Origin of the sequence: Enterobacter oligotrophicus, from assembly GCF_009176645.1 — a bacterium.
Taxonomy (GTDB): Bacteria; Pseudomonadota; Gammaproteobacteria; order Enterobacterales; family Enterobacteriaceae; genus Enterobacter; species Enterobacter oligotrophicus.
The window spans coordinates 2,646,311-2,661,120 of sequence record NZ_AP019007.1; the positions used below are offsets into that span (position 1 = coordinate 2,646,311).

The window sequence follows — 14,810 nt, forward strand, 5'->3', positions numbered from 1 at the left end:
TCTGGCACTGAATCGTTCAACTGTCCAGACACCGGAAATTTGTGTGATCTTAGTCACGTAAATGTAGGGGGTGGGGTGATTATTGATGTGATGTTGATCACATATCTGGTGCGTAAAAAAAATACAACGGTCAGAAATAAGCCAGAAAGCCCCTTGTTTTGTGATTAATGTCACATTTGAATGTCGTTGGTTTGTTTCTGGATTGTGACTGAATTCACAAAATATTTTGATGCAGAATTCTCCGGATGTGATCGCCAACAACTTCTGCTTTACGGTCAACGCAGAATGAAAGAAAGCAACACCGTTAACTTAACTAAAACATCTCTCTAATGTGGTATAGCGAAAAGCATAAACCTGCCTTTTTTCATCGCTTGATCCATACTGACCTCTTTGTGGACATCAAGGATAAGCAATGAAACTCATCGGCAGTTACACCAGTCCCTTCGTGCGTAAAATCTCGATCCTTCTGCTGGAGAAAGGGATTGAATTTGAATTCGTGAATGAACAGCCTTATAACGCAGAGAATGGCGTTGCGCAGTACAACCCGCTGGGGAAAGTGCCAGCGCTGGTGGCAGACGACGGTGAATACTGGTTTGATTCCCCCATCATTGCAGAGTATATCGAGCTTCTTGATATCGCTCCGGCTATGCTGCCGCAAGAGCCAAAAGCTGCGCTGGCGTTAAAGCAAATTGAAGCTCTGGCCGATGGCATTATGGATGCAGCGCTTGCCTCCGTGCGCGAGCAGGCCAGACCAGCAGCCCAGCAGTCGGAAACCGAGCTTCTGCGCCAGCGTGAGAAAATCAGCCGTAGCCTGGACAGGTGCGAACAATTAATCCGGGACGGCAACATCCAGAATGATGACGTGAACCTGGCGACGATTGCCATCGCCTGCGCCATCGGCTACCTCAATTTCCGTCGCGTCTCTCCTGGCTGGTGCGTTGAGCGCCCGTTGCTGGTGAAGCTGGCGGAGACGCTCTTCCAGCGCGAAAGTTTTGCCCGTACCGAACCGCCAAAGGCTTGATTCGGGTTATAACACTTCATGGCCGGAGGCTGTACAATCCCTCCTCATGTTGACTCCCTCTCCCGTCGGGAGGGGGGATGATATTTACTCGCCAGGCGCTTTCATGACTACTCATCACTCGCTCTACAGCCAAATTCCTGCTACCGATCGCCTTCTTCGTGAGCCTGACTTCCTTACCGTGCTGGCGCGCTTTGGTCATACCGCCACGGTCGACGTGCTGCGCCAGTTGCAGGACGAAGCCCGCCTGCATATCCAGACAGAAAACGCGCTGCCGGGCTGGTGTGCAGGCTGGGGGCAAGAGGCGGAACGGCGGCTGTCTGCGAACGCGCAAGGTGCCCTGCGTCCGGTGATCAATCTGACGGGGACGGTGTTACATACCAACCTGGGACGGGCGCAGCAGGCCGAAGAGGCAGTGGCTGCGGTGACACAGGCCATGCGCTCACCGGTTACGCTGGAGTACGATCTCGACGGTGCCGGACGCGGCCATCGTGACAGGGCGCTGGCAGATATACTCTGTCAACTGACCGGTGCAGAAGACGCCTGCATTGTGAATAACAACGCCGCAGCAGTGCTGCTGATGCTGGCTGCCACGGCGGGTGGTAAAGAGGTCGTCGTTTCACGTGGTGAGCTGGTGGAGATTGGCGGTGCGTTTCGCATCCCGGACGTTATGCGCCAGGCGGGCTGCACGCTGCACGAAGTGGGCACCACCAACCGTACCCATGCGAAAGATTATCGCGCCGCGGTGAACGAAAACACCGCGTTGCTGATGAAGGTACACACCAGCAACTACCACATCGAAGGCTTTACCAAAGCGGTGGAAGAGGCTGAACTGGCCGCGATCGGGCATGAACTGAATGTGCCGGTGATTGCCGATCTCGGCAGCGGTTCGCTGGTGGATTTAAGCCAGTACGGTCTGCCGAAAGAGCCAATGGTGCAGGAGATGATTGCCGCTGGTGTGAGCCTGGTGAGTTTTTCCGGCGACAAACTGCTGGGTGGGCCGCAGGCGGGGATTATTGTCGGTAAGCGAGATCTGATTGCCCAGCTACAACAGCATCCGCTGAAACGCGCCCTGCGTGCCGATAAAATGACGCTCGCCGCACTGGAAGCGACCCTGAGACTTTATCTCCACCCGGAGAAGCTGGCGGAACGCCTGCCAACGCTGCGTCTGTTAACGCGTGATGCCGCCTCGATTCGCGCGCAGGGCGAATTATTGCTGCCGCAGGTCACGCCGCATTACCCAGATTTTGACGTTCGCGTGGAACCCTGCCAGTCACAGATTGGTAGCGGCTCGCTGCCGGTGGACAGGCTGCCGAGCGAAGCGCTAACGTTTACGCCGCGCGATGGACGTGGCAGCCAGCTTGAGGCGCTGTCGGCCCGCTGGCGGGCATTGCCGACGCCCGTTATCGGTCGTATTTACGATGGTCGCATGTGGCTGGATTTGCGCTGCCTTGAAGATGAAAAGCAGTTTCTGGAGATGCTGTCGAAATGATTATTGCCACCGCCGGTCACGTTGACCACGGAAAAACCACCTTATTGCAGGCCATTACGGGCGTGAATGCCGATCGCCTGCCGGAAGAGAAAAAACGCGGCATGACCATCGACCTGGGTTATGCCTACTGGCCGCAACCCGATGGCCGCGTGCTGGGCTTTATCGACGTGCCCGGCCACGAAAAATTTCTTTCCAATATGCTGGCGGGCGTGGGCGGTATTGATCACGCGCTGTTGGTGGTGGCGTGTGATGACGGTGTGATGGCGCAAACGCGTGAACATCTGGCGATCCTGCAACTAACGGGCAATCCGCAACTGACCGTCGCGCTTACCAAAGCTGACCGCGTGGATGAGGCGCGCATTAACGCGGTGTGCGAAATGGTGCAGGCGACTTTGCGGGAATATGGTTTTGCCGATGCGCCGCTTTTTGTCACCGTAGCAACGGAAGGGCGCGGGATTGATGCACTTCGCGACCATTTACAGCACCTCACATCGCGTGAACATGCCAGCCATCACAGCTTCCGCCTGGCGATCGACAGGGCGTTTACCGTCAAAGGTGCTGGCCTGGTTGTAACTGGCACGGCACTGAGCGGTGAAGTGCACGTGGGCGATACGCTATGGCTGACGGGCGTCAACAAACCGATGCGCGTGCGTGGTCTCCATGCACAGAACCAGCCGGTGGAGCAGGCTCACGCCGGGCAACGTATCGCGCTCAATATTGCAGGCGATGCCGAAAAAGAGAGGCTCAGCCGTGGCGACTGGCTGCTGGCTGACGCACCGCCAGAGCCATCTGAGCGGGTCATCGTCTCCCTGCAGACGCATATCCCTCTGACCCAATGGCAGCCGCTGCATATTCACCACGCAGCCAGCCATATCACCGGGCGCGTGTCGCTGCTGGAAAACGATCTTGCTGAACTGGTGTTCGATTCTCCGCTCTGGCTTGCGGATAACGATCGTCTGGTGCTGCGCGATATCTCGGCGCGGGAAACGCTGGCCGGGGCACGCGTGGTGACGCTCAATCCGCCACGCCGTGGCAAGCGCAAGCCTGAATATTTGCAGTGGCTGGCGGCGCTGGCCCAGGCCAGCGATGATAAGGCCGCGTTGCGGGTCCATCTTGAGCGTGGTGCCGTGAATCTCGCTGATTTTGCATGGGCGCGCCAGCTGAGCGGCGATGGGCTACGTCTTCTGACTCAGGAGCCTGGTTTTATCCAGGCCGGGTACAGCCTGCTGAATGCGCCCGTTGCGGCACGCTGGCAGTGCAAAGTGCTGGACACGCTTGCTACATACCACGAGCAGCATCAGGATGAACCAGGCCCAGGGCGCGAACGCCTGCGGCGCATGGCATTACCGATGGAAGACGACGCGCTGGTGTTGTTGCTCATCGAAAACATGCGTGAAAGCGGCGTGATTCAAAGTCATCACGGCTGGCTGCATCTGCCGGATCACAAAGCTGGTTTTACGGATGAACAAGAGGCGGTCTGGCAAAAAGCGTCGTCGCTCTTTAACGATGAACCCTGGTGGGTTCGCGATCTTGCGCGTGAAACCGGAACCGAAGAGCAGGTGATGCGCCAGGTTTTACGCCACGCGGCACAGCAGGGGCTGATTGTGGCGATCGTGAAAGATCGCTATTACCGTAACGATCGGATCGTCGCATTTGCCAACATGATCCGCGAACTCGATCAGGCGCGAGGCTCCACCTGTGCGGCAGATTTTCGCGATCGGCTGAATGTCGGACGCAAGCTGGCCATTCAGATCCTGGAATATTTCAACCGTATCGGGTTCACGCGCCGCCGGGGCAATGACCATGTGCTCCGCGACGCGCAACTGTTCCCCTAAGCGCGACGCGCGAGTTTTTGCTTCGCCAGCCAGACCGCACCCAGCCTTCCCGCCTGGTTGCCCAGTTCGCAGGGGAGAATAGGCACCCTGAGCGCCTCCCACTCCTCGAACCGCTGTAAATATTTATCGAGCAGGAGATAGATTTTCTCCTGCTCGCTAATGCCGCCGCCAATCAGTACCGCCTGCGGGTCAAACATGGAAATCACGCTGTAGACGCCGCGCGACAGAAAATTCGCCCACTCCTCAATGGCTTCGCGCAGATGTACGTCGCTTTCCATCCGTTTAAACAGTTCCTCGCCGTGGGGCATTTCATCCTCCGACAGTGCCAGTGCGCGGCTGCAGGCTTTCATCAGGCCGCTGGCAGAGGCAACCTCATGCATTGGTTCGCCCTTGTCCCCCACGGGCAGCACGCCAAATTCGCCAGCACGGTAATGCGACCCGCGATAGAGATCGCCTTCCATCACGATCCCACCGCCGATGCCCGTACCGATGGTGATGCAGACGAAATTTTCGAAATCTCTGCCCGCGCCGCGCCAGCGTTCACCCAGTGCTGCGCAGTTAGCATCGTTTTCCGCGGTCACCGGAAGATCGGTCAGCCCGGCAAAAAGCGCGCACAGGTTTTTACCGTCAAGATAATCGAGTGCGCCCGCTTTTGCCGCTTCGCCAGTATGGTGGTTAATATGGCCGGGAAAACTCACGCCGATGCCGACAATGTTATGTTCTTTCCGGTACGCTTCCACCACGGCTTTCCACTTCTGTTTGAAGGTATTTTCATCGTCAGGCGTGTCGAATTCTTCGGACGTTAATTCCTTGCCGTTTTCATCAATCACACCGTGTTTGATATGGGTTCCACCCACGTCAAAGCCGATAAATAGCTGCATAGCGTCGTTCCTCGTGAGCCTTTTAGCAGTTAAGTATGGCTCAGCAACAGAAACGAAACGTAAAGTACGGTAATCCGTGATACGGCTCGTAAAGCCGTCACCCACTGGCGAGAAAATCGCCAGCCGGAACTACCCTTGTTGTACACCAACAGCAAGGAGATGGTCATGACAAACAATCCTCCCTCATCGCGCATTCAGCCTGGCGAGTATGGTTTTCCCCTCAAGCTAAAACCGCGTTATGACAACTTTATTGGCGGCGACTGGGTGCCGCCCGTCGACGGTGAATACTATTCCAATCTGACGCCCGTTACCGGTCAGCCGCTGTGTGAGATAGCCAGCTCAGGCAAGCGTGATATCGATCTGGCGCTGGATGCCGCACACAAAGTCAAAGATCAGTGGGGGCGCACCTCCGTTCAGGACCGGGCCGCCATATTGTTCAAAATCGCCGATCGGATGGAGCAGAATCTGGAGCTGCTGGCGACGGCAGAAACCTGGGACAACGGTAAACCGATCCGTGAAACCATGGCGGCGGATGTCCCGCTGGCGATTGACCACTTCCGCTATTTTGCCTCCTGCATCCGTGCGCAGGAGGGCGGTATAAGCGAGGTCGACAGTGACACCGTGGCATACCATTTCCACGAGCCGTTGGGCGTGGTAGGGCAAATTATTCCGTGGAACTTCCCGCTGCTGATGGCGAGCTGGAAAATGGCCCCCGCGCTGGCTGCGGGTAATTGTGTCGTGCTTAAACCCGCGCGCTTAACGCCGCTGTCGGTGCTGCTGCTGATGGAGGTGATTGGCGACCTGCTGCCCGCGGGCGTGATTAACGTAGTTAACGGTGCCGGGGGCGAGATTGGGGAATATCTGGCAACCTCAAAGCGCATCGCCAAAGTGGCCTTTACCGGCTCGACGGAAGTGGGCCAGCAGATCATGCAGTACGCGACCCAGAACATTATTCCGGTAACGCTGGAGCTGGGCGGCAAATCGCCGAACATCTTCTTTGCGGATGTGATGGATGAAGAGGACGCTTTCTTTGATAAGGCGCTGGAAGGTTTTGCCCTGTTTGCTTTTAACCAGGGTGAAGTCTGTACCTGCCCAAGCCGCGCGCTGGTGCAGGAGTCCATTTACGAACGCTTTATGGAGCGGGCGATCCGTCGCGTGGAAACGATTCGCAGTGGTAACCCGCTTGATAGCGTGACGCAAATGGGCGCGCAGGTATCACACGGACAGCTGGAAACCATCCTTAACTACATTGATATCGGTAAGAAAGAAGGGGCTGATGTCCTGACCGGTGGCCGACGTAAAGTGCTGGGCGGCGATCTGCAGGAAGGGTATTACCTTGAACCGACGATCCTGTCTGGCAAGAACAATATGCGCGTCTTCCAGGAGGAGATCTTTGGTCCGGTGCTGGCCGTGACAACCTTTAAAACGATGGAAGAAGCGCTGGAGATCGCCAACGATACTCAGTATGGCCTGGGCGCGGGCGTCTGGAGCCGTAACGGTAATCTGGCCTATAAGATGGGACGCGGCATTCAGGCCGGACGCGTCTGGACCAACTGCTATCACGCTTATCCGGCACATGCGGCGTTTGGCGGCTACAAGCAGTCCGGCATCGGGCGTGAAACGCATAAAATGATGCTGGAGCATTATCAGCAAACTAAATGCCTGCTGGTCAGCTATTCCGATAAACCGTTGGGACTGTTTTAATTCTCCTGTTAAGGCCGTCTGGCGACGGCCTGCCTGATACGCTGGCGCAGGCTGTTGAGTACGCCATCAAGCACATATTGCACACGCCAGGGTTGGTATTCCCGCTTACGGAAAATAGCCATTAAATCCAGCCACCATTCCTCCTGATGAGAAAAACAAGGAACCAACGTCCCTTCTTCAATCTCTTTTTGCAGGCTTTCCTTTGGCGCGAAAACAATTCCAAGATGATTGCGGGCCAGCTCCAGAGCCGTTTGTGTATTATCACAAATATAATTCCCGCTAACTTTATAGTCCCGAACATCTTCACTATTGTGCATACGAAAACGCCAGATATTAGAATCATCTACCAGTATTGACTCCAGGAGAATGCAGGAGTGGTTGCTTAAATCTTCCGGGCTATTTACAGGATGCTTTTTTATATATTCAGGCGTGGCAAAGGCGGTAACGGAGTATTGAGTAAGCAGGCAGGCCACCAGATTTTCATCTTTGGGTGGCGCATAGGTAATTAAAATATCGCAATCATCCGGGAAAGAAACGCCTTCAATAAGTTCGTAACGATCGGGATTATACGTTTTCAGGCAAATACGAATATCGCCGATTTCTGCGATCTCATGTATGACATGGCGCGCCAGATAAGTGACGATGCCTGTTGGGCCGTAGATCGTAACGCGCCCCCGTTTTTCATGCTTATAATCTGCTATGAAATTAATGAGTTGGCTATTTTTATCCAGCGAGTCGTTGATATAAGGTAACAGGGCCTCACCAAATTGGGTAAGCGCCAGTTGGCGGGTAGTACGTTCAAAAACCTTGAGGCCCACGCGCGTTTCAAAATCAGAAAGATATTTGCTCACATTGGCCTGCGCCATCCCAAGCAGAGCGGCTGCATCCCCAATGCTGCGAGTGTCGGCGATGACAGAAATAATTTTTAATTCACGCGGCTTCAATTGTAGCTTATTCATCATGCGCACTCATCTATATGATTTTATATATAATATTATATAAACTGTGTCGTTGCATTGGTAAATTTGTAACCATTATTATGCGCCTCGCTTGTTCGGCGTTTTAATGGAATGCATACAATGATTATCAAAAATAATTTACTCATCGCTGCTGCGTTATTTGCATCCTCATCCGCAATGGCCAGTGACTTTTCAATTGGGGCTGGTGCATTATTTAATGAGTCGCCTTACAAAGGGTATAACGAAAATACTATCGCAGTACCTTTAATTAGCTACGAAGGCGACAATTTCTATCTGCGTCAAACCACGGGTGGGTGGGTATTGTGGAAGGACAGCAAAAATGAAATCAGCCTGACCGCATCCTGGATGCCGCTGTATTTTGACCCGGATGACAATGACGATCCTCAGATGAAGCGCCTGGATGAACGTAAGGCCTCCGCATTCCTGGGTGGCGCGTATTACCGTCACGAAAGCTGGGGGAGCCTGAAATTTGCCGTTTCCGGCGATGCAATGGATGAAAGCGGCGGTATGATGGGTGAAATTTCTTACTTCCATCCCATTCGGCTGGCGCGCCTGACGCTGATCCCGTCTGCGGGCGTTTTCTATAGCGATGAAAGCTATAACGACTATTACTACGGCGTGTCCGGCAGCGAGTCTCGCCGTTCTGGCCTGGACGAATACACTGCTGGTGATAGCTGGACGCCATACGTTGGCCTTGTGGCGAAATATCAACTGACGCAGAGCCTGTTCCTGAATGCCAGCGCGATGTATACCGTATTGCCTGACGACGTGAAAAACAGCCCGATGATCGACCGCGACGACAGCTTCGCGCTAATGACAGGCCTGACCTGGCGTTTTTGAGGGTATAAAAACCGGGAGGCGGCTTAGCCTGACCCGGCGTATTTTTAACGCCTTCTCCCGTGGGAGAAGGCTGGTGCAAGGGCAACAGGCCGAAAACCGCTATGCCTCATCCACCCATATCCGCATCTCCCCCTCGCCCCGGTTAGCCCAACTGAACCACGGAATGAACGTCAACGTTTGGGACTGACGCTGCACCGGTGAGCGGTCGTACTGCCAGAGCGCCGCGGCTTCCGCCTCTGAGGAGCGACGAGCAACGCCCTCAGCCTGAATCAGCACCTTGTGCGCAAAAATCCCTTTCCCTTCAAACATCCGAAATTCGCTGTCAGCGGGCAGGGCGAGGTTATGTAAGTCCGCACCGTTGTCAGCCTCTTCCAGGCAGTAAACCAGCGGGCCGCGCTGTAGTGCGACCTTGCCCGCCTGCTGGCGCACCTGCGGATTGCCATACACGCGGCGAACCGGCATGGGTAGTGTCAGCGTTAATGTATCTCCTTCCTGCCAGTTGCGCGTGAGACAGAGATAACCGCGCGATACCTCGCCCGTTACGGCTTCACCATTTAATGTCACTTCAGGGTTTGCACACCAGTCAGGAAGCCGCAGGGCCAACGTATGAGTCACAGGAACAGGTGACGTGATTTCGATTTTCACCTGTTCATGCCACGGATAGTTGCCGCTAATACGCAGTTGCAGCGTCTGGTTTCCAACCGGGATAGCGATGTCGTTCCCCACGTAGAGGTTGATAAACAGCGCATCCGGGCGGACGGTATAGATGTAATGGCCCAGCGACGTCAGGACGCGAGCGATATTTGGCGGGCAGCAGGCACAGCCAAACCAGCGCTGGCGAACGGGTTTCACGTGATCGTAAATGTGATTAAATGCCAGCGTCTTAGGATGCACTTCAAGCGGGTTGACGTAGAAAAAATGTTTACCATCCAGCGCCATACCGCCCAGTACCGTGTTGTAAAGCGCACGTTCCATTACGTCGGCATAGTGGCTGTCTGCCTCCATCTCCAGCATCCGCCGGGCAAACATCATCAGACCAATTGAGGCGCAGCTTTCAGCGTAAACCGTATCATTGGGCAGATCGTAATCACTGCTGAAGGCTTCTCCGCTGCTCTGGGAGCCAATCCCGCCGGTGATATATAGCTGGCGCTGAGCCATGTTATTCCACAAGCGAAGGCAGTCCTGGCGTTTTCCTTCGTCATTGCTCAGGCGCGCCAGGTGTGCCATGCCCGTCATCAGATAGACGAAACGTACAGCGTGGCCGATGGCCGTTTGCTGTTCGGAAAGCGGCTGATGCGCCTGGCTGTAGGCTTTGTCTTTGACCATCCACGCCGGACCATAGTTATGCCAGTGCGAGGTTTTGCCGCGTTTTTCGTACTCGATATCGTAGAAGTGAGGCTGTACGCCACGTTCTTCGATAAAATATTTCACCAGGTTCAGGTAACGCGGTTCCTGCGTCACGTCGTAAAGCCGCATGAGCGCCAGTTCAATTTCCGGGTGACCCGGATAACCATGCAACTGGTGCTCGCCAGGGCCAAACACACTGTCGATATGATCCGCCAGCCTGCATACCACCTCCAGCAGTCGGCGCTTCCCGGTTCCCTGGAAATACGCCACGCCAGCTTCAATCATATGCCCGGCGCAGTATAACTCGTGGCACTCGGCCAGATTCGTCCAGCGCTCTGCGGGTGCCTTTACCGTGAAGTACGTATTGAGATAACCATCTTCACACTGCGCCGCCGCAACCAGCTCAATCACCTCGTCGGCGGTTTTTTCCAGCGCCGTATCGGGCTTCTGGCACAACGACCACGCTACAGCTTCCAGCCATTTCGCCACGTCGCTGTCCTGGAACACCATACCGTAGAACTCGCCCTGTTCCAGACCCGCCGCAATGCGGAAGTTGGTAATCGCGTGGCTCGGTTCGGCTTCCGTCACGCGATCGTTCAGCGCATCCCACTGATAGGGGATCACCACATCACGTACCAGCTGTTGATACTGGCCAAGAAACGGGTCGTTGATTTTCAGTTTGTGCAGGTCGGCTTCCATTATGGACATAACATTCTCCTCAGGACTGTACGTGACGCTGGCGCAGGTCGGTGGCAATGCGCGACATCATGGGATTGTTGAGTCTGCACCAGCGGATAGAGACGGCCAGCAGCAGATGGAAAAGGGCAGGGAGCAGCGTCTCCATGGCGGTGATGCCCTGCAAAGACGCAGGCGTCTGGTTGCCTGCTCCTGGCTGATAGGCCACGACGATAAATACCAGGCTGATAATTCCGGCGCTGGAGGCCCACGCGAGCTTGATGAAAAACAGATTGAAGGCGAAGTTCATGCCCGATGAACGCACACCGTTTTTCCATTCCCCGTAGTCGTCGGCAAAGGCCATCAGCGAGAAGTGCAGCGGCAGCGTGAAGCCCAGAATGACGCCGTTACTTAAAATGACTACCAGCCACAGCGTCTGATACGCAGGGCCACCGGGCAGGAACCACATTCCCGCAGCGAGCGCGGCCAGCACCAGATTGGTGTAGTAGTAGAGTTTGACGGTATCGAATCGGCGGGACAGCGGGTTGACGATCACCGCGCCCAGGATGGCCGCAAAGGTGACCATGGTAAAAAACAACGAGGTGTAGGCGGTGCTGCCCTGCAGCACGTAGGTAATGAAGTACATATACCCGCCACCGCGAATGTTGAAGACGTTAATCAGCAGGAACGACATCACCAGCATCAGCAACAGCTGATCATTCTTACGCAGACCCGCCAGATGCTCGCGCAGGGTGAATTTTCCCATTAGCGCCAGCGGCACGCGCTCACGCACCCAGAAGAAGCAACACAGGAACATGGCTACGGCGACAACGCACAGTACGCCAACGCCAAGCTGATAGCCTTTCGCGGCATTGCCCTGACCCAGCGCTGCAACCAGCCACGGTAGCCCAACGGAGACTAAAAAACCTGCCACACCGCACAGCACAAAGCGCCAGGACTGGCAGGAGATAACCTCGCTATGGCGGGTGGTCATGGTGTTGATGAGCGCGCAGTAAGGCACATTGATAGCGGTATAGCCCACAGACAGCAGTAAATAGGTGCCAAACGCCCAGGCTATTTTCACGCCCATACTGGCTTCAGGTACGGTGAAGGTCAGCACACCGATAATCCCGATGGGGAATGCCACCCACAACTGCCACGGGCGAAAACGGCCCCAGCGGCTCTGCGTGCGGTCTGCGATCACGCCCATTACCGGATCGGATATGGCATCAAACACGCGCAGGGCGATAAACAGCGTGCCAACGAGTGCCGGTGTCAGGCCAAAAATATCGGTATAGAAAAAGGTAAGGAAATTCATGATCAGGCAGGTTATTACCGTACCGCCCGCGTCACCCAGGCCGTAGCCAATTTTTTCGCGGACCGACAAACGGTCATCAATAGCCCGTTTTGCTATTTCTGCATCTGTAATCGGTGTGGAAGTCATGAGGTAACTCCTCGGTTATCGATTTTTATCGTATTTATGCAAGGTACGTCATTTATTCTGCACTGAACGGGCAGGCCAACAAGGGAAGGGAAAAGTATAAAAAGGTGACGATTCCGACCTGATGATAAAAATGTGAGTTTGATCGAGCTGAGTTTCTGTTATTTATTAATAATCAATGGATAAACGCAATTATCACAGCGATAAAAGTGGAATGGTGAATATTAATGCTTGAATTATCCATAGCGCTTCCGGTTAAAGTACAAAATGGCGGGTTATTTATTTCCCGTGGTGTGGGCCGCCATCCAGCGCGTAAACTCACATCGTGGGAGATTATATTTGTCGAAAAAGGGACATTAACGATTCAGGAAGAAAATACGGTGTTTGAGGTCAACGAGGGAGAGAGTTTACTGCTGTGGCCCAATCGGCGGCATGTGGGTATTGAAGACTTTCCGGCGGATCTCAAATTTTATTGGCTACATTTTGAGAGGGAAAATAACCAACCCGATTTGCCCGATGCCTCTCTACTGGCAATAGAACAACACTGCAGCGTGCGGGACCCGCAATATGTGATCGCATTATTTCGTCAGTTTTTAAGCGAGCAGGAAAAATTACAGCGAAGCCTGGCGCTGGAAATTATTCTGTTACTGATTTTGCAGCAAGTTTCTCTCTCTCCAGGATATGAAGACAAAGCCGACGACGCGGGAGCGGCCATGGCGTGGAAGGCAAAACAGCTTATTCGCACGCAATTCCATTTGCCAATATCCACCTCGCAGCTGGCAAAGGAGCTGCACTGTAATGCGGATTATCTGGGGCGGGTATTTCGCCGGACATTTCATTTAACCCTGACCGAAGCGATCCACCGCCAGCGCGTCAGGGCGGCTGAAAAACTGTTGCTGAACGATGCCGCCTCATTAACCGAAGTGGCAAACCGCTGCGGTTTTAATGACGTCGGCTATTTTCGGCAGATATTTTCAAAGCATACGGGGCTTACACCCGCCGTCTGGAAACGGCGGTACTGTAAGGAACATATCAATTCCGGGTAATCATTGCCCGTAATAAGCATTTGCGCCGTGCTTGCGCAGGTAATGTTTGTCCAGCAGCTCTTGCTGCATTACGGGCAGTTGCGGTGCGAGCTGACGTGAGAACAGGCCCATACAGGCGCACTCCTCCAGCACCACGGCGTTATGTACCGCATCGGCCGCGTCTTTGCCCCAGGCGAACGGGCCGTGGGAGTGAACCAGCACCGCAGGGATCTGCATCGGGTTTACGTCGCGCTCCTCAAAGGTTTTGATGATCACTTCCCCCGTCTGGTACTCATATTCCCCTGCAATTTCTGCAGGGGTCATCAGGCGCGTACAGGGGATCGCGCCGTAGAAATAGTCCGCGTGCGTCGTGCCCCAGGCCGGTAAATCCAGCCCCGCCTGCGACCAGATGGTGGCGTAGCGGGAATGGGTATGCACGATGCCGCCAATCTCCGGGTAACGACGATACAGCGCGAGGTGGGTCGGCGTATCGGAAGAGGGCTTTTTACTGCCCTCCACGATCTGGCCGGTCGCGATATTGACCACCACCATATCTTCAGCCGTCATCACGTCGTACTCCACGCCGGAGGGTTTGATCACCATTAACCCGCGTTCGCGATCGACCGCGCTGACGTTGCCCCAGGTAAAGGTCACCAGCTGGTGGGCGGGAAGCGCCAGGTTTGCCGCCAGCACGTCCGCTTTGAGTTGTTCTAACATGTCATGCCTCCTTCCTGCATACGGGCTTCAATCCAGCGGCGCGCCTGGATAATCTCCAGCACCGGCTCTTTGGCTTTTTCGGTCCACATTTCAATCAGAAACGCGCCGCGATAGTTCAGTTTATTCAGGGTGTTAAAGACGCCAACGAAATCAACGCAACCGTCGCCAAACGGCACATCACGGAACTGTCCGGGGCTGTGTTCGGTCACGGGTTGGGTATCTTTCAGGTGAATTGCGGCGATGCGGTCAATGCCCAGCGTCAGCTCGGCGGTGACGTCGTTGCCCCACGCGCTCAGGTTGCCGACATCCGGGTAAACGCTGAACCACGGTGACGCGAGCATCTCGTCCCACTTTTTCCATTTGCTGATGGAGTTCATAAACGCGGTATCCATGATCTCCACCGCCACCATCACCTGTGCGGCAGCGGCCTGCTCAATGGCCCATGCCAGCCCGTCGGCGAAGCGTTGCTGCGTCCCTTCGTCATGCTCTTCGTAATAGACGTCATAACCCGCAAGCTGGATGGTGCGAATGCCTAAATCGCGTGCCAGCTTAATGGCTTTGGTCATGATCTCGCGGGCGCGTTCGCGCACGGTTTCATCCCGGCTGCCAAACGGGAAGCGGCGGTGGGCGGATAAACACATCGACGGGATCGCCACACCGGTCTCCAGCATCGCTTCAACCAGCGACGCGCGCTGCGTGGTGCTCCACTCAAGACGGGATAACCGCTCGTCCGTTTCATCAACGGACATCTCAACAAAATCGAACCCGCAGCTTTTTGCCAGCACCAGGCGCTCTGGCCAGGTGAGATCTTTCGGTAGCGCTTTTTCGTAAATACCTAACGGATGCTGACGCATG

Annotated in this window: 12 protein-coding genes; 6 read left to right on the forward strand and 6 right to left on the reverse strand. The window is 55.0% G+C overall.

Translation table 11 applies throughout. The annotated features are described in order from the left end of the window. Window positions 1-412 precede the first annotated feature (412 nt). The 3 genes from EoCCA6_RS12685 to selB all read left to right on the forward strand — a co-directional run bounded on the left by EoCCA6_RS12685 (window position 413) and on the right by selB (window position 4,345). Entirely contained in the window at window positions 413-1,021 is a 609-nt protein-coding gene (locus EoCCA6_RS12685; RefSeq protein ID WP_152082946.1) for a glutathione S-transferase, read from the forward strand. 103 nt (window positions 1,022-1,124) lie between these two features. Next, a complete protein-coding gene (gene selA, locus EoCCA6_RS12690; protein ID WP_152082947.1) occupies window positions 1,125-2,510 on the forward strand; it encodes an L-seryl-tRNA(Sec) selenium transferase in 1,386 nt (461 codons plus the stop codon). Next, entirely contained in the window at window positions 2,507-4,345 is a 1,839-nt protein-coding gene (gene selB, locus EoCCA6_RS12695) for a selenocysteine-specific translation elongation factor (RefSeq protein ID WP_152082948.1), read from the forward strand. Before selA ends, selB begins: the two co-directional genes overlap by 4 nt. On the opposite strand, the gene EoCCA6_RS12700 is transcribed toward selB, so the two are convergent. Then, window positions 4,342-5,226: an ROK family protein gene (locus tag EoCCA6_RS12700; RefSeq protein WP_152082949.1), complete on the reverse strand. Its 885-nt coding sequence runs from the start codon at window positions 5,224-5,226 to the stop codon at window positions 4,342-4,344. The genes selB and EoCCA6_RS12700 overlap by 4 nt on opposite strands. A gap of 165 nt (window positions 5,227-5,391) precedes the next feature. Here EoCCA6_RS12700 and aldB point away from each other — a divergent pair, with 165 nt between their 5' ends. After that, on the forward strand, window positions 5,392-6,930 hold the full coding sequence (gene aldB / locus EoCCA6_RS12705; protein WP_152082950.1) for an aldehyde dehydrogenase AldB: 1,539 nt from the start codon (window positions 5,392-5,394) through the stop codon (window positions 6,928-6,930). An 8-nt stretch (window positions 6,931-6,938) separates the two neighbouring features. On the opposite strand, the gene EoCCA6_RS12710 is transcribed toward aldB, so the two are convergent. Further along, entirely contained in the window at window positions 6,939-7,892 is a 954-nt protein-coding gene (locus tag EoCCA6_RS12710) for a LysR family transcriptional regulator (RefSeq protein ID WP_152082951.1), read from the reverse strand. A 117-nt stretch (window positions 7,893-8,009) separates the two neighbouring features. Here EoCCA6_RS12710 and EoCCA6_RS12715 point away from each other — a divergent pair, with 117 nt between their 5' ends. Next, on the forward strand, window positions 8,010-8,750 hold the full coding sequence (locus EoCCA6_RS12715; RefSeq protein WP_152082952.1) for a MipA/OmpV family protein: 741 nt from the start codon (window positions 8,010-8,012) through the stop codon (window positions 8,748-8,750). Between the two features lie 99 nt (window positions 8,751-8,849). Here the strand turns inward: EoCCA6_RS12715 and EoCCA6_RS12720 are convergent, their stop codons facing one another. Together EoCCA6_RS12720 and EoCCA6_RS12725 are read right to left on the reverse strand one after the other, a co-directional pair. After that, the gene (locus EoCCA6_RS12720) at window positions 8,850-10,805 is read right to left on the reverse strand and encodes a glycoside hydrolase family 127 protein (protein WP_152082953.1); all 1,956 of its coding nucleotides are present in this window, start codon (window positions 10,803-10,805) and stop codon (window positions 8,850-8,852) included. 10 nt (window positions 10,806-10,815) lie between these two features. Continuing rightward, window positions 10,816-12,216, reverse strand: a complete 1,401-nt coding sequence (locus tag EoCCA6_RS12725) for an MFS transporter (RefSeq protein WP_152082954.1) — start codon at window positions 12,214-12,216, stop codon at window positions 10,816-10,818. Between the two features lie 224 nt (window positions 12,217-12,440). Between EoCCA6_RS12725 and EoCCA6_RS12730 the strand changes: the two genes are divergently transcribed. Further along, entirely contained in the window at window positions 12,441-13,259 is an 819-nt protein-coding gene (locus EoCCA6_RS12730) for a helix-turn-helix domain-containing protein (protein WP_152082955.1), read from the forward strand. Here the strand turns inward: EoCCA6_RS12730 and araD are convergent, their stop codons facing one another. Beyond that, window positions 13,260-13,955, reverse strand: coding sequence for an L-ribulose-5-phosphate 4-epimerase (araD, locus tag EoCCA6_RS12735; protein ID WP_152082956.1), 696 nt, complete (start codon window positions 13,953-13,955; stop codon window positions 13,260-13,262). Beyond that, window positions 13,949-14,809, reverse strand: coding sequence for an L-ribulose-5-phosphate 3-epimerase (locus EoCCA6_RS12740; protein WP_152082957.1), 861 nt, complete (start codon window positions 14,807-14,809; stop codon window positions 13,949-13,951). Before EoCCA6_RS12740 ends, araD begins: the two co-directional genes overlap by 7 nt. Between the last annotated feature and the right edge of the window lies 1 nt (window position 14,810).